The organism is Bifidobacterium pseudolongum subsp. pseudolongum DSM 20099 (assembly GCF_000771225.1).
Taxonomy (GTDB): Bacteria; Actinomycetota; Actinomycetes; order Actinomycetales; family Bifidobacteriaceae; genus Bifidobacterium; species Bifidobacterium pseudolongum.
In genome coordinates this window covers 103,989-127,114 of the sequence record NZ_JDTZ01000003.1, presented here as the reverse complement: position 1 = coordinate 127,114, position 23,126 = coordinate 103,989, and the positions used below count along the sequence as shown (strand labels likewise).

24 protein-coding genes are annotated in these 23,126 nt (G+C 62.2%); 11 read left to right on the top strand and 13 right to left on the bottom strand.

Annotated elements, in window-relative coordinates; translation table 11 throughout:
* Nucleotides 1-112: 112 nt before the first annotated feature.
* The 7 genes from OU02_RS02785 to infC form a co-directional block, all read right to left on the bottom strand.
* Complete coding sequence (locus tag OU02_RS02785) at nt 113-1,519, bottom strand: MFS transporter (RefSeq protein ID WP_033488898.1); 1,407 nt, start codon at nt 1,517-1,519, stop codon at nt 113-115.
* A 32-nt stretch (nt 1,520-1,551) separates the two neighbouring features.
* A complete protein-coding gene (locus OU02_RS02780; RefSeq protein ID WP_033488677.1) occupies nt 1,552-2,361 on the bottom strand; it encodes an NUDIX hydrolase in 810 nt (269 codons plus the stop codon).
* Nucleotides 2,362-2,489: 128 nt separating this feature from the next.
* Complete coding sequence (locus OU02_RS02775) at nt 2,490-3,329, bottom strand: ParA family protein (RefSeq protein WP_033488676.1); 840 nt, start codon at nt 3,327-3,329, stop codon at nt 2,490-2,492.
* A 143-nt stretch (nt 3,330-3,472) separates the two neighbouring features.
* Nucleotides 3,473-4,396, bottom strand: a complete 924-nt coding sequence (xerD, locus tag OU02_RS02770) for a site-specific tyrosine recombinase XerD (protein ID WP_033488675.1) — start codon at nt 4,394-4,396, stop codon at nt 3,473-3,475.
* Between the two features lie 102 nt (nt 4,397-4,498).
* A complete protein-coding gene (gene rplT, locus OU02_RS02765) occupies nt 4,499-4,882 on the bottom strand; it encodes a 50S ribosomal protein L20 (protein WP_022857986.1) in 384 nt (127 codons plus the stop codon).
* Between the two features lie 47 nt (nt 4,883-4,929).
* On the bottom strand, nt 4,930-5,124 hold the full coding sequence (gene rpmI, locus OU02_RS02760) for a 50S ribosomal protein L35 (protein WP_033488674.1): 195 nt from the start codon (nt 5,122-5,124) through the stop codon (nt 4,930-4,932).
* A gap of 14 nt (nt 5,125-5,138) precedes the next feature.
* Entirely contained in the window at nt 5,139-5,837 is a 699-nt protein-coding gene (infC, locus tag OU02_RS02755; RefSeq protein ID WP_033488896.1) for a translation initiation factor IF-3, read from the bottom strand.
* 367 nt (nt 5,838-6,204) lie between these two features.
* On the opposite strand from infC, the gene OU02_RS02750 reads away from it, so the two are divergent.
* The 3 genes from OU02_RS02750 to ybaK all read left to right on the top strand — a co-directional run bounded on the left by OU02_RS02750 (nt 6,205) and on the right by ybaK (nt 8,823).
* Nucleotides 6,205-6,960 carry a thiamine diphosphokinase gene (locus tag OU02_RS02750; RefSeq protein ID WP_051918243.1) on the top strand — a complete coding sequence of 252 codons (756 nt, stop codon included), beginning with the start codon at nt 6,205-6,207 and terminating at the stop codon, nt 6,958-6,960.
* 196 nt (nt 6,961-7,156) lie between these two features.
* On the top strand, nt 7,157-8,215 hold the full coding sequence (gap, locus tag OU02_RS02745; protein ID WP_033488673.1) for a type I glyceraldehyde-3-phosphate dehydrogenase: 1,059 nt from the start codon (nt 7,157-7,159) through the stop codon (nt 8,213-8,215).
* A gap of 98 nt (nt 8,216-8,313) precedes the next feature.
* Entirely contained in the window at nt 8,314-8,823 is a 510-nt protein-coding gene (gene ybaK / locus OU02_RS02740) for a Cys-tRNA(Pro) deacylase (RefSeq protein WP_033488672.1), read from the top strand.
* On the opposite strand, the gene OU02_RS02735 is transcribed toward ybaK, so the two are convergent.
* Nucleotides 8,815-9,789 carry a 4-hydroxy-3-methylbut-2-enyl diphosphate reductase gene (locus OU02_RS02735; RefSeq protein ID WP_033488671.1) on the bottom strand — a complete coding sequence of 325 codons (975 nt, stop codon included), beginning with the start codon at nt 9,787-9,789 and terminating at the stop codon, nt 8,815-8,817. The two genes, ybaK and OU02_RS02735, sit on opposite strands and share 9 nt — an antisense overlap.
* A gap of 211 nt (nt 9,790-10,000) precedes the next feature.
* On the opposite strand from OU02_RS02735, the gene OU02_RS02730 reads away from it, so the two are divergent.
* Nucleotides 10,001-10,951: an aldose 1-epimerase family protein gene (locus OU02_RS02730; RefSeq protein ID WP_033488670.1), complete on the top strand. Its 951-nt coding sequence runs from the start codon at nt 10,001-10,003 to the stop codon at nt 10,949-10,951.
* Nucleotides 10,952-11,033: 82 nt separating this feature from the next.
* Complete coding sequence (locus tag OU02_RS09200) at nt 11,034-11,108, top strand: 50S ribosomal protein bL37 (protein ID WP_369803150.1); 75 nt, start codon at nt 11,034-11,036, stop codon at nt 11,106-11,108.
* A gap of 101 nt (nt 11,109-11,209) precedes the next feature.
* Here the strand turns inward: OU02_RS09200 and OU02_RS02725 are convergent, their stop codons facing one another.
* Both OU02_RS02725 and OU02_RS02720 read right to left on the bottom strand, forming a co-directional pair.
* Entirely contained in the window at nt 11,210-11,437 is a 228-nt protein-coding gene (locus OU02_RS02725; protein ID WP_225532123.1) for a hypothetical protein, read from the bottom strand.
* A gap of 53 nt (nt 11,438-11,490) precedes the next feature.
* Nucleotides 11,491-12,180, bottom strand: coding sequence for a sigma-70 family RNA polymerase sigma factor (locus tag OU02_RS02720; RefSeq protein WP_022857994.1), 690 nt, complete (start codon nt 12,178-12,180; stop codon nt 11,491-11,493).
* Nucleotides 12,181-12,297: 117 nt separating this feature from the next.
* On the opposite strand from OU02_RS02720, the gene OU02_RS02715 reads away from it, so the two are divergent.
* The 3 genes from OU02_RS02715 (at nt 12,298) to OU02_RS02705 (ending at nt 16,233) form a co-directional block, all read left to right on the top strand.
* Nucleotides 12,298-13,830, top strand: coding sequence for a UDP-N-acetylmuramoyl-L-alanyl-D-glutamate--2,6-diaminopimelate ligase (locus OU02_RS02715; RefSeq protein WP_033488669.1), 1,533 nt, complete (start codon nt 12,298-12,300; stop codon nt 13,828-13,830).
* A gap of 17 nt (nt 13,831-13,847) precedes the next feature.
* Complete coding sequence (locus OU02_RS02710) at nt 13,848-14,915, top strand: lipid II:glycine glycyltransferase FemX (RefSeq protein ID WP_080720493.1); 1,068 nt, start codon at nt 13,848-13,850, stop codon at nt 14,913-14,915.
* 361 nt (nt 14,916-15,276) lie between these two features.
* Nucleotides 15,277-16,233, top strand: coding sequence for a hypothetical protein (locus tag OU02_RS02705; protein ID WP_033488668.1), 957 nt, complete (start codon nt 15,277-15,279; stop codon nt 16,231-16,233).
* A 226-nt stretch (nt 16,234-16,459) separates the two neighbouring features.
* On the opposite strand, the gene OU02_RS02700 is transcribed toward OU02_RS02705, so the two are convergent.
* The 3 genes from OU02_RS02700 to OU02_RS02690 all read right to left on the bottom strand — a co-directional run bounded on the left by OU02_RS02700 (nt 16,460) and on the right by OU02_RS02690 (nt 19,836).
* The gene (locus OU02_RS02700; protein WP_033488667.1) at nt 16,460-18,007 is read right to left on the bottom strand and encodes a bifunctional folylpolyglutamate synthase/dihydrofolate synthase; all 1,548 of its coding nucleotides are present in this window, start codon (nt 18,005-18,007) and stop codon (nt 16,460-16,462) included.
* A 398-nt stretch (nt 18,008-18,405) separates the two neighbouring features.
* Nucleotides 18,406-18,684: a hypothetical protein gene (locus OU02_RS02695; RefSeq protein ID WP_130015276.1), complete on the bottom strand. Its 279-nt coding sequence runs from the start codon at nt 18,682-18,684 to the stop codon at nt 18,406-18,408.
* Between the two features lie 585 nt (nt 18,685-19,269).
* Nucleotides 19,270-19,836 (bottom strand): GNAT family N-acetyltransferase, encoded by a 567-nt coding sequence (locus OU02_RS02690; RefSeq protein WP_033488665.1) that lies wholly within the window; start codon nt 19,834-19,836, stop codon nt 19,270-19,272.
* Between the two features lie 167 nt (nt 19,837-20,003).
* Here OU02_RS02690 and OU02_RS02685 point away from each other — a divergent pair, with 167 nt between their 5' ends.
* The 3 genes from OU02_RS02685 (at nt 20,004) to OU02_RS02675 (ending at nt 22,969) form a co-directional block, all read left to right on the top strand.
* Nucleotides 20,004-21,587, top strand: coding sequence for an aminopeptidase P family protein (locus OU02_RS02685; RefSeq protein ID WP_033488664.1), 1,584 nt, complete (start codon nt 20,004-20,006; stop codon nt 21,585-21,587).
* Nucleotides 21,584-22,111, top strand: coding sequence for an NUDIX hydrolase (locus OU02_RS02680; protein WP_033488663.1), 528 nt, complete (start codon nt 21,584-21,586; stop codon nt 22,109-22,111). Before OU02_RS02685 ends, OU02_RS02680 begins: the two co-directional genes overlap by 4 nt.
* Nucleotides 22,112-22,279: 168 nt before the next feature.
* Complete coding sequence (locus OU02_RS02675) at nt 22,280-22,969, top strand: NAD(P)H-binding protein (protein ID WP_033488662.1); 690 nt, start codon at nt 22,280-22,282, stop codon at nt 22,967-22,969.
* The last annotated feature ends 157 nt before the right edge of the window (nt 22,970-23,126 follow it).

Genomic DNA, 23,126 nt, shown 5'->3' with positions numbered 1-23,126 from the left:
GTGTGGCCTTCCCGCAAAGCGCGGCAACACCACACGCAATCATCGTCTTGGGCGTTCGGCCCTTCGACCAATGCAAGAGGCCGAACGCCCAGAAAAGAACAGAGGATGTCATTCAGTCGTCGAGCGACGCTCCTGTGCACTCGGGCAGGAACAGCGCCGCGACGCAGGCGAACACGAAAGAGGCCGCGAACACGATGAACGCAATCGACTTGTTGCCGCCCGAAAGCGTGAGGAACCACGGCACAAGCAACGGCGCCACAATCGCCGCGACACGCCCGCATGCGGCTGCGGCGCCGGCGGCCGCACCGCGCAGACGCGTGGGGTAGATCTCCGGCGTGACCGCGTACAGCACACCCCATGCGCCCAGGTTCGACGCCGACAGCAGCATGCCGAAGCACAGCACGGCGGTGACCGTGGAGGATTGCGAGAACAGGAACGCCGCCACGGCGGACACCGCAAGGAATACACTCAATGTGATGCGCCTGCCCCAACGCTCCACGAGCCACGCCGCCAGGAAGTAGCCGGGCAGCTGCGCGAGCGAGATGGCCAGCGTGTAGCCGAAGGATTTGGTGAGCGAGCCGAACTGGTCGGCGAGCAGGCTCGGCATCCATGTGAAGGCACCATAGTAGGAGAAGTTCACAAAGAACCATGTGGCCCAGATCGCCAACGTGACCGGCAGGTACCTGCGGCCAAAGAGCTCGCGCGTACGGATTTTGGGGAGCTTGACCGCCTTGGCGCTCGCCACCGGGCGCACGCCGCTGGCCGATTCGAAGTAGCGCACCGACCGTTCGGCGCCTTCGTCATCACCGCGCGATTCGAGGAACCGCACCGATTCGGGCAGTTCACGGCGCACGACGATCGCGTAGAGCAACGGCAGCGCGCCGATCAGCAGCGCCCAACGCCAACCCCAATCACCGGTCGTGGGAATCACGAAATAGCCGATCATGGCGGCCAGGATCCAGCCGATGGCCCAGAAGGATTCGAGCAGGACCGTCATGCGGCCGCGCTGTTTGGTCGGAGAGAACTCCGAGACGAGCGTGGAAGCCACCGGCAGTTCGGCGCCGAGGCCCAGGCCGATGACGAAGCGCGCGGCGAGCAGCATGCCTAGGGTCCACGAGAACGCCATCGCGCCATTGGCGATGCCGAAGATGATCATCGTCGCGGTGAACACGGTCTTGCGTCCCCAACGGTCGGCGAACCAGCCGCCAAGCGCGGCGCCGACCGCCATGCCGATGAAGCCGATCGACAGCACCCACGACTTCTGCGTGGCGTTCAGATTGAAATGCGGGTCGGCGGCGATCGCCGTCACCACAAACGAGACAAGGCCCACATCCATCGCGTCGAACGCCCAGCCCACACCGGAGGCGACAAGCAGGCGGCGGTGCGCTTTGTTGAAGGGCAGGCGGTCCAGACGCTCGTTGCGTGTGAGCGGGGCTCCCTCCCGGTCACAGGTTTCCGGTTCTACACGTGGGGACGGTGCGCCGGCAACGGTTCCGGCGGGGATTTCGGCAGTCGTCATCATAACCTCCAAGGGGAAACGGCGGGTGAATGTCAGTCGTGAAGCAGAGCGGTGGTCAGTGAGCTGAGCGCATCATCGGCAGGAGCGTTTGCGGGCGCGGCGCTTATGCGCTCGAGCCGCTCGCCCTCACAGCCTGCGGGGACCCACGACGTGCCGTCATCGTCCAGCGTGCCCTGCCGGAACCGGTAGAGCGCGGCCGGGCGCTGCCGCCCTTCACGCGACACTCCCCCGGTCTCTTCGAGCAAACCGGACGCGAGCATGCGGCGCCGGTAGTTCGCCACGTCGATGCGCTCGCCGCGGATCGCCTCGGTCAGCGCGTGCAACTGGCGCAGTGTGAACGGTTCACCGACGAGCTGTCGCACCACGCGTGGGCTGTCCATGCGGTGGCGCAGGCGCCACAGCGCATAGTCCACAATCGTGCGGTGGTCGAACGCGAGCGGCGGCAGGTCGTCGTCGGCGAACCACTGCACGTTGTGCCGCGGTTCAAGCTGCGCCACATCCGCCTGGCCCACGAGCGCCCAGTAGCACACCGAGACCATCGGCACTCCCCCACGCGAGCGCACGGGGTCGCCGAAAGTGTACAGCTGTTCCAGATAGCGCGGGCGCAGGTCGGTCGTCGAGGCGAGCGTCTCGTATGCCGACTGTTCGAGCGACCGGTCGGCGCGCAACGGACCACCCGGAAGCGCCCACTGCCCGAGGAACGGCTCGCGCACGCGGCGCACGAGCGGCAGCCATAGGCGCCGCCGCCCATGCCCGCGCGCCGGTTCCAACGCCAGGATGACCGAGGTCACGCCTACTTGCGGCGGATCGCACCGCCGTTCGCTGACGTTGCCCCGGTTCATGATGGCTCCTTGACATATGCTGAACTCTTGCTTCCACAGCGAGCCTATCAATTATAGTCAATATGACTATAAGTCATGGCCGCATTGTGGACGCATAGTGAAATGCGGTGGCGCAGGCTCGCGATGGCTCAGGCGACGATGCCCTTCGCGATGAGTTCGCGCGCGACCTCGCGGTATTCGCGCGCGGTCTTGTGGTTGTGCGCATAGTACGTGATCGGCGCGGCCGCCACATTGGCGTCGGGCAGTTTGATCGAACGCGAGATCACCGAGTGGAACACCTTATCTCCGAACGCCTCGTAGATGCGCTGCATCACTTCGTCACAGTGCAGCGTGTGCGTGTACATCGTCACGAGCACGCCGTACACCTCAAGGCTGGGGTTGATGCGCGACTGCACCTTTTCGATGGACTGCATGAGCAATGCCACGCCACGCAACGCGAAGAACTCCGCGGCCACGGGAATGACCACGCCATCGGCCGCGGCGAGCGCGTTCACTGTGAGCAGGCCAAGGGACGGCTGGCAGTCGATGAAAATCGCGTCGTATTCGTTGATGATCGGCCGCAGCACGCTTGCGAGGATCTGTTCGCGCCCCACTTCCGTGACGAGCTGCACTTCCGCCGCGGACAGGTCGATGTTCGCGGGGATGATGTCGAGCCCGTCGAATTTGGTGTGCTGGATGATCTCATGCACGTCGATGCGGGGGTTGAACAGCGCGGTGTAGATCGTGTTCTCGAGCGCGTTCGCGTTGATGCCGAGCCCCACGGTCGCGGCGCCCTGCGGGTCGAAGTCCACGATGAGCACACGGCGGCCATATTGGGCCAACGCGCCTGCTATGTTGATCGAGCTCGTCGTCTTGCCTACGCCGCCCTTTTGGTTGCACATGGCGATGACCCGCGCCGGCCCATGCTGCCGCAAAGGCTCAGGCACCGGAAAGGTCTCGTATTCTCGTCCAAGCAAATCCGTAGGCATACAGCTCTCTTTGATCAGTCCGTGCACATCCTTGAGGCGCCCCCACCCGCGCCGCGCGCCGGATGCGCACCGCGGGATGACCGAGGGGGCGCCGTTTCCTTATTGGTTCTCCAGTGTACCGCTTCATCCGCACAGCGCGTCGCCTATTTGGCGCGTGGGTGAGCGGTGATATAGGTCTCGATGAGCTTGTCGGGGCTGATATGCGTGTAGATCTGCGTCGTCTTGACCGAGGCATGCCCCAACAGCTCCTGCACCGTGCGCACATCGGCGCCCCCCTGGATCAGGTGCGTGGCGAACGAATGGCGCAAGGTGTGCGGGTGGAGCGGGCGGTCGATGTGCGCGCGTTCGCCGGCGCGACGGATCACCTCCCACACCGATTGGCGCGACAGGCGCTTGCCACGCAAATTGAGGAACATGGCGCGCATCTCCCGCTCGTCTTTCGCCTTGGCCGCAAGGGCCGGCCGGCCGTGGTGCAGATACTCCCCCAGTGCACGGCGCGCGTAATCACCAAACGGCACAAGCCGCTGTTTGCCGCCCTTGCCCATGAGGCGCACCACGCATTCGTCAAAATCGACGTCGTCGAGATTCACCGCCACAGCCTCGCTCACACGGCACCCCGTGGCGTACATGAACTCCAACAGCGCGCTGTCGCGCAATCCCGCGGCATCCTGCGGATCGGAGGTCTGCGCGGCCTGCAGCAGGGCGGTCACCTCGTCCACGTCGAGCACATCGGGCAACTTGGACCCGGTCTTCGGGGCGCGCACCTGTTGCGAGACATCGTCCGGCACCACGCGCTCGCCCAGCATGAAGCGGTGGAACATGTGCACGCTCGCGAGATGCCGGGCGCGGCTTGTACCGCTTTGCCCCGCGAGGGCCAGAGCCTGCATGAACGCTTCCACATGGAGCGTGGTGATCTGTTGCGCGTCGTCGATGCCATGGTCACCGAGCCACCTGATGTAGCGGTCGAGGTCGCGCCGATAGGCGTCGACCGTCGCATGGGCGAGCCCCCGTTCCACGTCGACGTAGGTGAGGAACCGCGATTCCACCGCCTGCAGTCCGTGTGCCATCCGCGCTCCTTTTGCTGTGTTCAATGTGCGGCCGTCAATAGCAAGAGCCGAACCCGCGCATGGCTGGGTTCGGCTCGTTGCGATCAGTGTTGTGCAGTCGACTCAGGCGGCAACCGGAGCGTTGACGTCCTCAGGCAGCGCGGCCTTGGCCTGCTCGACGATGGCCTTGAACGTGTCGGGATCGGACACGGCCAGCTCGGCGAGGGCGCGGCGGTCCAGTTCGATGCCGGCGAGGCGCAGGCCCTGGATGAAGCGGTTGTAGGTGATGCCTTCGTTGCGGACGGCGATGTTGATGCGCTGGATCCACAGCTTGCGGAAGTCACCCTTGCGGGCCTTGCGGTCGCGGTAGTTGTAGTTGAACGAGTGGAGCAGCTGTTCCTTCGCCTTGCGGTACAGGCGGGAGCGCTGGCCGCGGTAGCCCGAAGCCCTTTCGAGTACGGTACGACGCTTCTTGTGTGCGTTCACTGCGCGCTTGACACGTGCCATTTGATTTCCTCAGCTTTCTAACGTATTACCAATGTCTGCGGTGCGGTTCAGCGACCCAGCAGGCCCTTCATCTTCTTTGCCTGTGGCGTCGACAGGACGTCGTCATGCTTGAGCGCACGACGCTTGCGAGCAGACTTGTGCTCGAGGTTGTGGCGCATGGCGCTGCCGGCATGCATCACCTTGCCGGAACCGGTGATGCGCACACGCTTGGCTGCTGCGGTCTTTGTCTTCATCTTCGGCATTGCTGCCCTCCTTGTTATTTCTTCGTTTCGGAAGTCTCGGTGGCTTCGGCGACCACGGCCTTCGCCGCTTCGGCCTCCTGTGCCTTGGCCTCTTGCTTCGCGGCGAGGCGGGCGGCCTGACGCGCCTGGCGTTCGGCGCGGGATTCCGCACCGCGGCGGCGCTGCTCGGACTGCGTGTGGACCTTCTTTCCCTTCGGCGCCAACGTCATGATGATGTTGCGCCCCTCTTGCTTCGGCGCGGATTCGATCGAACCCGACTGAGCGACCTCGTCGGCGAGTCGCTGCAGGAGCTCCACGCCGCCGATCGGGCGGGATTGTTCGCGGCCGCGCAGCATGATCGTGACCTTGACCTTGTCTCCGCCGTTGAGGAAGCGCTCCACATGGCCCTTCTTGACCTCGAAGTCATGGTCGTCGATCTTCAGGCGGAAGCGGATCTCCTTGATCTCGGCCGTGCTTTGGTTGCGGCGCGCCTCACGCTGCTTGACCTTTTCGTTGTACTTGAACTTACCGTAATCGATGAGCTTGGCGACCGGAGGTTTTGCGTTCGGTGCCACCTCGACGAGATCGAGGTTCGCTTCCTTCGCCAGGTTCAAGGCCACCGAGGTGGCGATGACGCCGACCTGTTCGCCGTTCGGTCCAATAAGACGCACCTGTGAGACGCGAATCTCGTCGTTAATGCGTGGTTCGTCGCTAATGATGACTCCAATCCTCATATGGTTGTATGCGCGGTTCCCTTGGCGCACACCGTGATCGGATTCAACAAGCAACCGTGCGCATGCTCAACACGCGACGGCATGACGCCCGTATGCACAGCGGCTGGAACCGTATGCGGTGCGTGCCTCATGCACGCTGGAGGCGTTGCCTTGAACCCGAAACCACAATGGGCTTCCAGGTGGGTTTCCCACTTTCTTGATTGCTCAAGCCTTGTTGAGTATAGCACAGCCCCCGACAACAGCCGGCCGCGTGTCATCACACATGCCGCGCGCCGTCGCACCATATGGAGATGGATATACGGTACGGTGGCTTACGCAATACACAGCATGCACCGCGCAAGCCAACACACAACCCTAAGGAGCGGCCATGGCACCGATACGGACGGCGCGCACACCCCTGCCCACCTGCGTGGTATTCGCGGCCGGCGAGTACTACCACGAGCCGATCGACGTGCCGCCCGGCGCATTCGTCGTCGCCGCGGACGGCGGCTACGACCACGCGCGCGAGCTCGACGTGCAGGTGGACGCCGTGGTCGGCGACTTCGACTCGGTGCACAGCGCGCGCAGCGCGATCGGCGCCGAGACCGTGGCGCTGCCGCCGCAGAAGGACGACCCCGACCTGCTGAGCGCGCTGAAGATCGGGTGGGCGCACGGCGGACGCACGTTCCACATTTACGGCGGATTGGGCGGCCGTATCGACCACACGATATCCAACGTCCAGCAGCTCGCGTTCGTCGCCGCGCACGGTGGCATCGCGTTCCTGCATGGCGCGGAGCAGATCGTGACCGCCGTATGCGACGCCGCGCTCGCGTTCCCCGCGCACCCGGTGCACGGCACGCAATACATCTCCGTGTTCGCACACAGCGACGAGGCGCGCGGCGTGGATGAGCGCGGGCTCGCGTATGAACTGCGCGACGCGACGATGACGAACCTGCAGGTCAATGGCCTGAGCAATGAATTCGTGGACGGGCTCAGCGCCGAAATACGTGTGCGCGAGGGACTCCTTACCGTCGTGTTCGACGCGGCCGCACCGCTGCCCACACTCGTGGGCGCGCCCCCCGCCGCGGATACGCTCGGCGCGCCCTCCACCCACGTGAGTGCGGCGCTCGCAGCCCGCGGATAGTTGCGCTCACAGCGCATGACCGCCGACGGCGTGGGACGCGGACCATCCAATGCAACCGTTCGCAGCCAATTCCAACGGTTTTTCGACGCGCAGGGAGGCTGCCTTGGTCAAGCAACGCCACTAGAATGGGGCACGTTGGTTAACCATGCCGGCGGGCGTTCATTGGCCGTCGGCTGTTCCCCAAGGGAGTAATTACATGACAGTGAAGATTGGTATCAACGGCTTCGGTCGTATCGGTCGTCTCGCATTCCGTCGTATTTTCGAGCTGCAGGAAAAGGGCGGCGAAGCTGCTGACATCGAGGTCACCGCGATCAACGACCTGACCTCCCCGCAGGCGCTTGCATACCTGCTCAAGTACGACAGCACGCACGGCGTCTTCAAGCACGTCGACGGCACCCCGGTCGATGTCAAGGCCACCGATTCCGCCATCGTCGTTGACGGCAAGGAATACCCGGTCTACGCCGAGCGTGACGCCCGTGACCTCAAGTGGGTTGCGAACGACGGCGTTGAGTTCGTGCTCGAGTGCACCGGCTTCTACACCTCCGCCGAGAAGTCCCAGGCCCATCTGGACGCCGGCGCCAAGAAGGTCCTCATCTCCGCCCCGGCCAAGGACGAGACCACCCCGACCGTCGTGTTCGGCGTGAACCACGACATCCTGAAGAAGGCCGACAACATCGTCTCCGCAGGCTCCTGCACCACCAACTCGATGGCCGCCATGGTCAAGCTGCTCAACGACAAGTGGGGCATCAAGGCCGGCTTCATGACCACGATCCACGCCTACACCGGCACCCAGATGATCCTGGACGGCCCGCGTGGCAACAAGAGCGGCCGTGCACTGCGCGCCGCTGCCGTCAACACGATCCCACATTCGACCGGTGCCGCCAAGGCCATCGGCAAGGTCGTGCCGGAAGTCAACGGCAAGCTGCAGGGCCACGCCCAGCGCGTGCAGGTTCCGGACGGATCGATCACCGAGCTCTTCACCGTGCTCGACAAGGAAGCGACTGTCGACGAGATCAACGCCGCGTTCAAGGATGCCTTCGAGGATTGCGCCTACTACGGCTACAACGATGACGAGATCGTCTCCGGCGACATCGTCGGCGACACCCACGGTGGCGTCTTCGATCCGACGCAGACCGACGTCAACGAAGTGGACGGCGTGACCATGGTCCGCACCGTTGCCTTCTACGACAACGAGTACGGCTTCACCTCGAACATGGTGCGCACGCTCGAGTACTTCGCCGAGATCTCCGAGTGATTGACCGCGCCTAGCGCGCGCCATCACTGACCCTTCAGGGCTTTCGCTCACGCGGAAGCCCTGTTTTGTTGCCATACGGCAGCCCTACACTGGTACACATGGGCAAAAAGAAACAGAGGGCCGCCGCCACACCGGCCATCGCACAGCTTGAGCAGGCGGGCGTCACGTTCATCATCCACGAATACGAACACAGCAACGACGACACGGAAGGGTACGGCCTCGAAGCCGCGCGCAAGCTCGGCTATGACGAGCGGCAGGTGTTCAAGACCCTGATGGCGGACACCGGCGACGAACGCGTCATCGGCGTCGTGCCGGTCAACGGGCATATGAGCCTCAAGGAGCTCGCGCACGCCGCGGGCGCGAAGAAGGCGGAGATGGCCGACCCGAAGGTCGCGATGCGCGAAAGCGGCTATGTCGTCGGCGGCATCTCCCCGCTCGGGCAGCGCACCAAGCATAAGACCGTGCTCGACGAGTCGGCGATGGAGTTCAGCGAGATCCTCGTGTCGGGCGGCAAACGCGGCCTGAGCCTCGGCGTCAATCCGCGCGATCTGGTGCAGGTGCTCGACGCAGTCGTCGCACCAATCGGCACGACGAAGAAATCATACTGAGCGCAACGACTTCGGCAGTACGAAGTGCATGTTCTCCTGAATCGTCTCGACTGTGCTGACGTCGTGGAATCCGAGTCCCCGCAGCCGTTCGACGACGCCGGCGACGAGTTCGTCGGGCACGGAGGCGCCCGAAGACACGCCCACCGTGCTCACGCCGGCGAACCATGCCGGGTCCATTTCGGCTGCGTCGTCGACGCGGTGCGCCTCGCCGCGCGCGCCGAGCGCCTCGTTCGCGACTTCCATCAGGCGCACCGAGTTCGACGAGTTCGCCGAACCGACGACGACCATGCAATCCGCCTGCTGCGCGACGAGTTTGACGGCTTCCTGCCGGTTCGACGTGGCATAGCAGATGTCCGAGCTCGGCGGCAGTTCGATCCATGGGAACCGCCGCTGCAGCGCGGCGATCACATCCGCCGTCTCATCGACGCTGAGCGTCGTCTGCGACAGCAGCACGAGCTTGGTATCTGTGGAAAAATCGAGCCGCTCGACGTCGGCGGCGTGTTCGATCAGGTGCACATGCTCGGGTGACTCCCCCACCACGCCGACGGCCTCGTCGTGGCCGTTGTGCCCGATGTAGACGATTTCGTACCCTTCGCGCACAAAACGCAATACTTCGCGGTGCACTTTGCCCACCAGCGGGCATGTCGCGTCCACGATGCTCAATCCGCGTGCGTCGGCCTCACGCTGCACCGCGGGGGACACGCCGTGCGCGGAGAACACGACCGGAATGCCGGCTTCGGCGGCGGCGTCCGGAATCTCGGCGAGCTCCTCGACGAACACAGCGCCACGGCCGGCGAGCTGTTCGACGACATGCTTGTTGTGCACGATCTGCCGGCGCACATACACCGGCGGCAGGCCATCCGCACGGGGCCCGGCAGTGCGCAGAATCGTGTCGACCGTCTGGATGGCGCGGTCCACGCCGGCGCAGAATCCGCGTGGATTCGCCAACACAATGCGTTTCGTCATGATGTCCTTTCGCAGTTCGCACCCAATAGTAGACCACGGCGCTCGTCATGCGCCAGCGGTGCCCTGTGATGTTGCGCACAGACCCGTCCACCTACACGCATCGCATGTGAACGGTCACATGAGCGGCTAAGATAGGGAGATGTGCGCTGTGCGCATTGTTGTGGCGCGCAGCACCGGCACACACACCTTACCGACAATGGAGTATGCATCTATGGCTGTCACCCAGCTTCCCCCCCGCACGGGCCAACAATATACCATCGCTTTCGGTGATTACACCGCCGTCATCACCCAGCAGGGCGCAGGATTGCGCCGCCTGACGTGGCAAGGCAACGACGTGGTGGTGCCTTTCGACGCCGACGACGTGCCCACCTGCATGCGCGGCCAGCTGCTCGTGCCGTTCCCCAACCGCATCGAAGGCGGCGAATACACCTTCGAAGGGCAGACCTACGAGCTGCCGATCGACGAGCACGAACGCAACAACGCGATCCACGGCTACGGCTACCGCCACTTCTGGACCCTCGAGCGGCTCACCACGTCGGCCGTGACGCTCTGCTGGCGCACGCCGAACCTCGCGGGCTACCCGTTCGACGTGCTTGTGCACGTGACCTACGAACTCGATGAGGACGGCCTGCATGTGCAGGTGCATGCGCAGAACCATGGCGGCGAGGACGCGCCGTGGGCGTTGGCGATCCACCCGTGGGTCGCCAACGGAGGCGACGCGTACGGAGACGCGATCGACGAGCTCAACGCGCAGTGCACGCTCGAACTGCCCGCACGCACGCATGTGACGATCAACCAGAACCTGATCCCCACCGGCACCGAACCGGTGGACGGCACCGCATACGACTACCGCGAACCCAAGGCCCTCAGCGCACAGCCGATCGACGACGCGTGGACCGATCTGGAACATGACGCCGGCGGCACGGTCACCGCCGTGTTCACCCGTATCGACGGCATCCGCGTGCGCATCACCGGTGACGAATCGATCACGTCGTACCAAGTGTGCGACGCGAGCGGCTTCCCCGAGCCGATCCACCCGTGCGGCGTGGCGATTGAACCGCAGACGGCGTATGCGAACGCCTTCAACACGGGCATCGATCTGATCGCGATCGCGCCGGGCGAATCGTCCACGACCAACATGCTCATCGGGGTCGTGCGCTGAACGCGCGTGGCGGCACGTCTGGGCGCTATGCGATAATCCTGTAGGCATATTGGCTAGAACCGTTCTACAAAAGGAGTCCATTATGGGTATGCGCGGACGTAAGCGTAAGGCTCGTCGTAAAAAGGCTGCGAATCACGGCAAGCGTCCAAACGCCTGATCCGTGGGCGGCAACGCCTTGCCGCGAGCAATGTGAAGGCCCCGCAATCATCGGATGATTGCGGGGCCTTCACATTGCTCGCATGCTTCGGCGCGGTGTGCTCACGCGTCGCTGTGGCGGTGGATCACCGTATGGTGGATGATCGCCGACCCACAGCATTCGTCAAGCGTCACGCGCAGCCGTTCATACAGGCATTCAGGGGCCTGCTGCGGGCGCAGGTACGCGCGCATCGCCTCGATCATGAGCCTCTCACGCTCATCGCAACATGTGCGCGGGTCGAAACACTCCTGATCCTGTGCGTCTTCCGCCTCATGGTTTGCAGTGGTCATCTCTTCGCTTTCGGTATCCATGTCGCCGTCCGGGAACCCATGCTGTTGCGTGCTCATTGCGCCGCCTTTCCCGAAGCACCGACCAATTCACGGTCACTATGAGATTCAACGGATTTGCCGGTGGTTTTATTTCCACGTGCCGTTTTGCCATACCCGCGGGCTGCGGCGTACTCCGCGAGCTCCTGCTTGAGCTGGTTGCGCGCGCGGTTGAGGCGGCTCATCACCGTGCCGATCTTGATGCCCTGCTCATCGGCCACCTGTTGGTACGATTTGCCGTCGATCGCGGCGTCGATGAACACCTGCCGGCGTTCCTCGGGCAGCTTGTTGAGCGCGGCCATGATCTCTTCGGGGGCGAAGGCCTCGAGATACTCCTGCTCGGCGGAGCGCAGACCTTGCGACGCATGCTCGGACGCCGCATAGATGTCCCAATCGTCGTACTCCCCCGTCGAATCGTTGGCGCGTTTCGGCCGGCGTTTGGCCTTGGCGTATTGGTTGAAGAACGCGTTGCGTTCGATCGTGGTCATCCACGCCTCGAAATTCGACCCCGGCTTGAACGTGTCGAACGCCTTGAACCCACGCTCGAACGTGTCTTGCACCAAGTCCTGCGCGTCTTCGGGGTTGTTGGTGAATTTCATCGCCTGCCGGTACAGCGCATTCACCGCGGGCATCGCCAGCTTCTCGAAGCGGGCCCGCTTCTCTTCCATGGTTTCGGCTTTGCTGTCTTGTTCGCTCACGCTGCCCATTCTACGGCACCGCTGCGCGATCCGCCCGCGGCATCACGGCGAGCGTGGAGCGCCGCCGGGTACTTCATTGCCACGCGTTAGAATGCATACGCTACGGAAATCCAAGGAGATCATGGCATGACGTTGACATTGCAATCGGCCGCAATACTGCTGAACGAGCACCATCTGCTCAGGGAGATCATCACCCCGGACCAATGGACGATGAATCCTGTCACCGTGGAGGGCTCCGGCAAGGAGTTCACCGCGATCACCTACAGCACCCAGCACATCGTCAACGGTGCGATCATGTGCTGCAAGGGCCGGTTCAAACCCGAATACCTCAAGCACGCCGACGAGCTGGGCATGGCCGCCTACGTGGCCGAGCACGATTACAGTGACTACACGCAGGCCCCCGGACTGATTGTCAACAACGCGAGCCAGGCGCTGAGCCTGCTCGCCCAGGCCTTCTACGACTATCCGCAGGACGAGCTCACGCTCATCGGCATCACCGGCACGAAAGGCAAGACCACGACCGCCTACCTGACGCACGCCATCCTCAACGCCGTCTCGGGCGGCAAGGCGGCGCTGTTCTCTTCGGTCGACAACTGCCTCGACGGCGAGCACTACCACGAGTCCGACCTGACCACCCCGGAATCGCTCGACGCGATCCGCATGATGCGCAAAGCGGTCTCGTACGGCATGCAGTACCTGGTGATGGAGGTCTCGTCGCAGGCGTACAAAGTCAACCGCGTCTACGGCCTCAACTTCGACGCCGCAGCGTTCCTCAACATCTCCCCCGACCACATCAGCCCCATCGAACACCCCACATTCGAGGATTACCTGTATTGCAAACGCCGGATCGTCGCCAACGCCGACGCGCTCGTGCTCGGCGTGCCTGGCGACTTCGCGCCGCTCATCGAACAGGACGCCGCACTCGCGCAGATCCCCGTCACCACATTCTCACTGACCGACCCAGCCGCCGACGTCACCGCCACGCCGGCGAACGCGCAGCACACTGCGTTCGCCATGCGCGCAGGCGGCCAGCCGCTCGGCGATCTTTCGCTCGCGATCAACGGCGACTTCAACTACGCGAACGCCGCCGCCGCGATCGCGCTCGCACACGCCGTGGGCGTCGATGTCTCCGACCCGCGCGTGCTCGACTCCATGCGCGATGTGCGCATCTCAGGACGTATGGAGGAGACGCACGACTCACAGTCGAACACCCTCGCGATCGTCGATTACGCACACAACTACGCCTCGGTGAACGCGCTGCTCGACTATGTGGAGCAGCGGTACGGCGACCAGCATCCGCACATCACGCTCATCACCGGATCGGCCGGCAACAAGGCGATCGACCGGCGCAAAGAAATCATCGACGCCGCGCAACACCGCGTGCAGACGATCATCCTCACGCAGGAGGACTCCGACACCGAACCGTTCGAAGACATCTGCGCGCAGATGTACAACTACGTGACCGACCCGCATGTGGAGCGCATCATCGAGCTCGACCGCCCCACCGCCTTACAGATGGCGGTCGACGCGGCAAGGGCGCGCGAAGGATTCGACGTGCTGCTGATCATCGGCAAAGGCGACGAACAATGGATCAAAGTGCTCAACAAACACGTGCCGTATGAAGGCGATGAACAGATCATCCGCCGACTCTTCGCATGACAACCGGAAGGAACATGATGATTACGATCGAACGCGTGACGCCGCAGACGCTGGAAAAGGAAGCGGCGGCCAACGGCATCGACCTGCCGATTGAACAGACCGCCGTATGGGCTGATTTCCAATCCGGCGTGGCCGGGCGCGCACCGTGGGGCAGCCTGCTCATCCGAGACAACGACACGCTTGTGGCGGTCATTTCGCTGATCGACATGGAGACACACGGCTACCATTACCTGCGCTCCGTGCACGGCCCGGCATGGAAGACCAAGCCGAGCGAGGCACAGGAGCAGGCGGTGATCCAGGCGCTCGCCGACTTTGTGAAACTGCACGACAAGCATGTGGCGTTCCTGCGCATCGATACGTGGACGGACAAGGGCACCTCCCCCGTGCTCTCCACCGTGCCGTACAACGAGACCGTGGTGCTTGACATCACCGGCGGCGATGAGGCACTGCTTGCGCGCATGAAGAAGCGAGGCAGGCGCGATGTGCGCAAAGCGCTGCGTGAGAGCCCGGCCGAGGTCGCGGATGAGACCACGCAAGCAACACAGGACTTCACCGATTACTACGCGGTGATGGTCGAGACCGCCAAGCGCGACGGCTTCACACCCGCACCCATGAGCGATTACACCGACATGATCAAGGCGCTTGGGCCGGATCATTGCCGCGTGTTCGCCGCGCGCATCGACGGCAAGGTCGTGGCATGGACCATCATGACGACCCACGGCAAGAGCGCCGTATACTACTACGCGTCCATGCTCACCTCGGTGCGCCGCCAGCATGTGCCGGACAAACTGCTCTACTTCGCGGCCTGCACCTTGGGCCAGGAGGGGTACGAGAAGCTTGACCTCATGGGCATCGGCAACGATTTCGCGCCTTCCCTCAAATCGCTCAACGACTTCAAGACAAAGTTCGCCCCCGACACCGTGACGATCGCCGCAGGCCGCGATATCCCTATCAAGAAGGCGTTCTACGCCATGTTGCGCATGCTGCAGAACGTACGCCATGCGCTCAAGCCGAAGAAAAAGACGAAGGCCGCCCCGGCCAAGCCGTCTCCTACCAAACAGCAGCCGGCGGACCCTGCCAAGTAACCACTCTGTGTCATTCCGCAGTTGCGGCATGGCTGACCGTGTCTAGCCACCAGACACGGTCAGCCGCCAGATAGCCTTATACCATCCGTTCATATCTACCTACCAGACACCGACAGCCATATACCTCACTATCGGTAGCCGTCCGTGTCTGGTAGCTCACCACCCACAGCCGCCAACCATCAATCAAGTGGCTGCCCATATCTATCTGGTAGACACGAACGTACATCAATCACGGTCATAGCGGATGCTGATGTACGGCACACAGGCATAAACGGCCATTTTCCAAGCGCGACACACCCTTCCGTACACATAGTCCCGTGCGGATTGCGTCTAGCGGCCATTGATCCCTATCGTCGCATGCATGAACAGGGATTCAGACATCGAACGTCTTCTTGACGAAGCCGAACGGCACGGTCTGTGCGTAACAGCGGCAGATGACAATCAACGACGCAAACTCGCACGTCGCGTCTTGTGCGGTGAGCTCACCAATCCACATCCACGTCTGTATATCCGGAGGGGAATGTGGGAAGGGCTCAATCCCATCAAGCGTAAACGCACCATGGTGAGGACGCTCGCACGCCTCTACCCCGATAGGGTGTTTGCCGCGGAAAGCGCGGTGTGCATGTTCGATCTTGAACAGCCATACGACATCCACCCCGACAACGAACTGACGGTAGCCTCGCCATCACGCAGCGGCATACGCGTCTTTTCGAAGACCGGATTCACCAAACGCACGTTGTATGTTCCCAACATGCAGCCGGTGACTCTCAACGGGGTGCGTGTCACTTCACTCACACGTACGCTCTTTGATTGTGCGAGACTGCTGCCTTTCGAATGCATGCTCCCTATCGCCGATTCCGCGGCCAAGTCCGGCGTCGATATGGCGTCATTGACACAGTTTCCGACCTCGCGCTTCGATGAGGCAAACAAAATCGCCAGTATTCTCACCTATGCCGACCCACTGAGCGACAATGGTGGCGAATCACGCGCACGCGCCGTGATGATTGCCGGTGGGTATATGCTGCCTCACCTGCAATACCAATTCCCCAATATGGACAATCCTGAATTTCCCCTGCGCGTCGACTTCATCTGGTTTCTTCCGGGAGACGTCACGGTCGTGGGTGAATACGATGGCATGGCAAAATACGGGAACACATGGACCGAGGTGAACACACACGTAAACAAACAGTGCAAACGCGACGATTATCTTCGGAAACATGGCGTCACGACGATTGTGCACTTCAGCTTCGACGACGTCATTCACCGCGAACTGCTGTACAGAAAACTTGATGATGCGGGCATTCCACGCATGCATTGACTATGCATGACATATGTCTTTTTAGTGGTTGTTGGTGTCTGCGCTTAGACACCAACAACCACCCATCATCGCTATGGCGACTTCCTGTGTCTGGTCGCTAGACACCAACTACCAGCATTGCGCCCAAAAAAGGCTGTCCGTGACTAGCCTCAGACACCAACTGTCGAACATGGGTATGCAGCTGGTAGTTGGCGTCTAGTGGCTAGCCGCGGCACACCGCTATCGACTACTCAGCGGCGTCGTCATCGGCGCCGAGGATGCCTTTGACGTCGAAGACATCGAAATCAGTGTCCGCATCCGATTCGTACTCGCGCTCAGCCGCGTCCTCCACGGCAGCATCAACGCGCGTCTCCGGCGTCACCGCCGGCTGATGCACACGTTCCGACTTGGAGAGCTTCAGATCGGGGTGAATGGATTCCTTGAGCAGCATGCGCGCGTCGCCTGCGGTTACGAAACTACCGCAGATCAGCACACCGTGCCCATAGCCCACGCCGAGCTCATCCTCGGCGTCCACACGGTTCACCGCCTCCTGGATCGCCTCGGGTAGGTCCGGAATGCATGTCACACGCTCCGGGCCGAACACGTCACGCGCGATGTCCACCAGCTGCTCCGCCGGCATCACGCGGTCCTTCCACGAGTTCTCGGTGACGATGATCTCGGACACGATCGGCTCGAGCACGCCCAGATACTCCTCGACCTGCTTGTCTTCCATCATCGCGACGACGGCGACGAGCTGCGTGAAGTCGTAATTCTCCTCGATCGCCGCGCGCAACGCCTCGGCCGCGTTGACGTTATGGCCGCCGTCGATGATGATCGTCGGCGAGTTCCTCACCTGTTCGATGCGTCCAGGGATCTTCACCGAGCTCAATGCCTCACCGACGAGATCGCCGTCGAGCGCGCCGGTCACCGGAATGACGACCTCCGCCGCGCATAGTGCGGCGAGCGCGTTGTGTGCCTGATGCTCGCCGAATTTGTCGAGCGGCACATCCGCGTAGGTGCCGTTCGGCGTGCGCAACGTGACCATCTGCCCACCCACAGCCGGCATTCGCGCGACGACCTCAGCCTCCACGCCATCGCGTACGAGCGTCGCATGGTTCTCCGCGGCCGCCTGCTCGATGATCGGCATGACCTCATCCTCATGCGGTTGGGGGCCGATGACCGCAGTGCATCCCGGCTTGATGATGCCCACTTTCTCCGCGGCGATCTGCTCGACCGTGTCGCCGAGCCACGCCATATGGTCCATGTCAATCGGCCCGATGACCGCCGCGTCCGCGTCAAGCACGTTCGTCGCGTCCCAGCGGCCACCCATACCGACTTCGACAATCGCGACGTCGACGGGAGCATCGGCGAACTTCCAGATCGCCATCGCGGTGAGCACCTCGAAGAAGCTCATGCGCGGCGCGCCTTCCGCGTCCATCTTCGCGTCGACGAGCGCGACGAAGTCCTTCACCTGATTCCACAGTTCCACAAAATCGTCGTCGGACAGGCGCTGCCCGTCGATCGCGATGCGCTCGTTGACATGTTCGAGGTGAGGCGACGTGTAGAGCCCTGTACGCATGCCGTACGCGCGGCAGATCGCCTCGGCCATGCGCGCCGTCGACCCTTTGCCGTTCGTGCCGGTGATGTGGATGATGCGGAACGAATCCTGCGGATCGCCGAGCAGATCAAGGATCATCTTCATGCGCTTGAGATCCAGATTCGTCGTGTTCCGTTCGCTCGGACGACCCATGATGTCGCGTTCGACGTCGTGGATGGTGGGTTGTGCATCTGCCATGAAAACCTCGGTTTGTTCGAAATACGTGAACCGTGTCCATTCTATGCGCACATTCGACTGCTCGCCGCCCGCGCAAACTATAGTGGAGGTCGAAGGAGAAAAGGGGGGGCAACGACGATGTACGACGGCGCGCATGGCCGAGGCGATTGTGGCGTGCGTACGCAACAACTGGATATAGAGCCGTCTGACTCACGGGATCCATCATATGCATCGGTGGACTGGAGCAATCCAGGAAATAAATATCATGTCTAGCTAGCCCTATCCCCCAAATGGTCAATTTTCGAATCTGTTCGAGTCTGATAAACATATGCGCAAGAAGCAGCTAGTCAAACGATTTCAGAACTCAAAACTCACCAACAAATCATCCATCGCACTTGCCCGGATCCTACAGCGTGGCATCAGTCCCAGCTCATCGTCGGATTCGCGGCGAACGCCGTCGGGTGGAGCTCCTTGCGGTTGCCCAGTAAAACGTTGAGCGTACCTTGCGCAGTGATTGTGCGTATGAATTTCCAGTCGGATTTGCGGTATACGAATATCTTCGCAATGTCTTTGGAACCGCTGTGGGGAGTGAAGATCAGATATGCATAATCATCGGACCCCACGATGCTGTAGCTCGCTGTGCCTATATCGAAAACCTGTGGAGATTCCGAGGACTTGGTGATTTTCGAGGTGCGCATGTCAATGAACTCGACATCACCGTCCGCGGTCATTATCAGGCAATGCCGCGGGCTTTGTAACTACTTGCCGTGGCTATGGCATGAACCACTGCGTCTGCATCATAGTGCTGTATTCGGAGTCTGAGTATGGCGACTGATACATCGCCATCATTCCAATGTCACCAACCGGCACCATCTGCCGGATCCACTCGAGCAGGCTCTGTTTTCTGTACGCCACACGCACCGACAAGCAAACACGCACCCGCGATTGCCGTGGCCCGTGCCACAAATCCGCGAATCGCCCGCAATCGCTTCTGCCAAAACATCTTGAGCCTCCCCCGTGCGCCACACTGCTCTATCATTCCATCGTAGGCCATACGAATTGTGAATCCAGTCAGAGCTGTCCCCCAAATGGTCAGTGACGCGGAAATCTTGACCTTTGCAGGCGATGTATTGAGCAGGTTTGGCCACCGCCACCATATGCCCACCATAACCACAGCAACAACGTCCACTATGATGAGCTCTCTTATCAATCGCGGCCGTGGACGCACGCCATGGGACCCCACGCTCACATCTCCCCCTCATTGCGCAATGCGATGCCGTCCTTCAGTCGCGCATCATCACCCAATAGTCGTAATAACACGTGCCGTCGTGGCCGATAAGCGGGTGGTGCTTTGCGACATACCCGGCGTTCGCGAGCGCCGCGCGGCGTTCGACCGCGTAGATGGGCGCCTTCGTCGCGATCTTCGAGCAGCCGAACCATGTCATGAACGGCACCGAGACGAGATTGAGGATGTCTTCGATGGCCTCGGCCTGCTCGTACTTCGTGCCCAGGTCGATGCGCAGGATACCGCAGTCGTCGTAGTAATCGTCGGCTTCGCGCTTGAATATTTCCAGTGTGCCGATCACATCGCCGGTTTCCACGGATTCCACTGCGAAACGGACGAACGCGCGGTTCTCATGGTATTCGATGAGCCAATACTTGATGTTCTCCTGTACGTCGTGCAATGTGCGGCAGTAGAAATTCGCGCCGTGGCAATTGTCGCTGTTGAAGAACGGGAGCGCGAGCCTGTCGCCATACACGACGAGCAGATCGTCGGCGTCTTTGGGGTCGATCAACCGGATGCGGTAGGCGTCGTCACACAATTCCGGGCAGCTGTCATAGATACTCATATCTCAATCCTAGCCTTTGGCACGCGACGCGCAAAGACCTCTCCAATGCTCCCTCCGCGTTGACAGAGTTATATCCTCCTCTACGTTCCGCGAACACATTCCCTATGGTTACTACGATGTTGAATGACAGGTACTGCATATTCACAAGCATCGAAGAAAGGGCAGGAATGAACGACGTGATCACCGAACAGGACAAGGAATACGAGGCGCGCGAAGAGGCGGCGGCCCCCGGGGACGAGCAGCCGATGGGTGACCGCGTGAACAACCGCTCGCTGCGCCCGCGTTCCGATGCGTTCGTGGACTTCATGAGCAGCGGTTGGGACGACAACGAACCTGAGACCGCGCGCTTGGAGTCCGCGGGCTTCACCCCCGCGCGCCTGCAGTCGCTGAGCGAGGCGTTCCCGGGCGAGCGTCTCGTGATCCCCGCCGGCCAGCCGAAGGTGCGCAACAACGACTGCGACTATGCGTTCCGCCCGGATTCCGCATTCTCGTATTACACCGGCCTTGGGCAGGACTACGAGGCGGGCGCCGTGCTCGTGCTCGACCCGAACGCGGACGGCACGCACACGCCAATGCTGTTCGTGGCCCCGCGCGCCGACCACTACACGCAGGACTTCTTCAAGGACCCGCATTACGGCGAATATTGGGTGGGCCCGCGCGCGGGACTGAAGGAGCTCGAGGCGATGACCGGCATCGAGACGCATGACATCGCCCAGCTCGCCGACATGCTCGGCAAGAACGTCGGCACCGAAGCCGGCGCCGTGCAGTTGCGTGTGATCCGCGAAACCGACCCGCAGGTCACCGCGACGGTGAATGAGCTGCGCGAGGAGCATGGCTTCCCCGATGAAGCCGGCAACACGGTGCGCGACGACAAGCTGCACGAGTTCGCATCGGAAGCGCGCATGGAGAAAGACGACTTCGAGGTGCGCGAGATTCGCCGCGCCGTCGACGCGACGAAGCATGGCTTCGACAATATTCTGCGCAAACTGCCGGGCGCGCTTGGCAAGCCGCGTTCCGAACGCATCCTCGAAGGCGCGTTCAACGCGATTTCCCGCGAAGAAGGCAACGAGGTCGGCTACGACACAATCATCGCGTCCGGTGCACACGCGCCGATCCTGCACTGGATCCGCAACACCGGCACAGTGAACGCGGGCGAACTGCTGCTCATCGACGCCGGTGTGGAAGTCGATTCACTGTACACCGCGGACATCACGCGCACATTCCCGACAAACGGCAAGTTCACCGACTTCCAGAAAAAGCTGTACCAGGCGGTGCTCGACTCGCAGCAGGCGGGTTTTGATGCGGCCAAGCCGGGCGCGACCTATTCCGACATCCATCACGCGTGCATGCGTGTGATCGCCGAACGGCTGCACGACTGGGGCATTCTGCCGGTCGACGTCGAGGAGAGCCTCTCGCCCGAAGGCCAGCAGCACCGCCGTTGGCTCGCATGCGGCGTCGCGCATCATCTGGGACTCGACGTGCACGACTGCGCGCAGGCCCGCTACGAGTCGTATCAGGGGGCGAAAATCACACCGGGCATGGTGTTCACGATCGAACCGGGCCTCTACTTCCGCGAGGACGACCTGATGATCCCGCCGGAGTACCGCGGCATCGGCATCCGCATCGAGGACGACGTGCTGATGACCGAGGATGGCCCCGAATGGATCTCGGCGGGCATCCCGAAGCAGATCGACGACGTCGAGGCGTGGATGGCGCAAATGGCCGCCGAGGGCACAAAGGACGCGCGATGAGCACGCCGCGATTCATCCTCGAGCTTCGCGAGCGCATCGGGAACATGCCGCTGTGGCTCATCGGTGTCACCGGCTACGTGCGCCGCGATGACGGTCTGATCCTGCTCGAACAGCGCGCCGACAACGGCAAGTGGACGCTCGTCACCGGCATCAACGAACCCGGCGAGGAGCCCGCGGACACCGTCGCGCGCGAAGCGAAGGAGGAGACGGGCGTCGACGTCATCGTCACCGATTTGGTGAGCGTCAAATCGGGCCACGAGATCATGACCTATCCCAACGGCGACCAGACATGGTACATGGACCATCTGTTCCTGTGCGAAGTGGCGCCGGACGGTAACAGCGAGCCGGTCGTAGGCGACGACGAAAGCATGTCCGTCGGCTGGTTCTCACTTGACGCGCTTCCCGAGCCACTCGCGGCAAGCTCGCGCGAACGCATCGGCTACGTGCAACAGTTCCTGAAGCACCGCGCGGAAGGCAGCGCGCACGCGCAGTTCGCGTTCCGCGACGTCATCGAGCATCTGTGACCCGCCCTGCTGTGCGCGCATCGACTGATGGACGATGCGCGCACAGTCAATTCCCATGTTTGCCAGGGGCTGGTTTGGCCAATGCGCGGCTGCGCGCGCTTAAGATGGGCCTCGGATCGGCGGAGACACCGCCACACGCATTGCATGCGTGAACGATCAGAGGTGACTATGACCACAATCGCCGTACTTGGAGCAAACGGCCGCATCGCCCGCATTGCCGAAGGCATGCTGCTCGACCATGACGATATTGAACTGACACTGTTCATCCACAGCGAGGACGAACTCGGCGCGGACATCAAGGACAACCCGCGCGTGACCATCGTCAAGGGTGACGCGAAGAACGCGGACGACGTGCTCAACGCAATCAACGGCGCCGACGAGGTGTACGCCAATCTGGCGGCCACACAACGCGGCAGCGCCGACATCATCCCGATGGCCAAGGCCGTGGTGGACATGATGGACAAGGCCGGCATCAAGCGTCTGGTCTGGATTTCGTCGCTCGGCATCTACAACGAGGTCCCCGGTGAGTTCGGCGCATGGAACGCGAACATCCTGGGCGACTATCTGGTGAACTACCGCAAAGCGGCGGACGTGATCGAGGCGAGCGATCTCGACTACACGATCATCCGCCCGGCGTGGCTCACCGACAAGGACGAGGTGGACTTCGAGATCACCGAGAAGGGAGAGCTCTTCCGCGGCACCGAGGTCTCACGCAAGTCCGTGGCGAGCGAAGTGGTGGAGCTGCTGCTCAACCCGGATGAGGAAATGCGCGCTTCGATCGGCCTCGACAAGCCCGGCACCGATGGCGACAAGCCGGAGTGGTACCGTTCCGCCTCCACCGAGCATCTTTCGGAGTGATCGAAGACTCCTGAATTCAGGATTCCGCAACGGGGTACGGCTTTGCGTTGTACCCCGTTTTGCGTGGCGCAACGGCGTGTCGTGTTGCATCATTGATTAACAGCGTTAATATATAAACATCGTTAACACAGAGATGTGCACGGAGCCACCGAAGGAG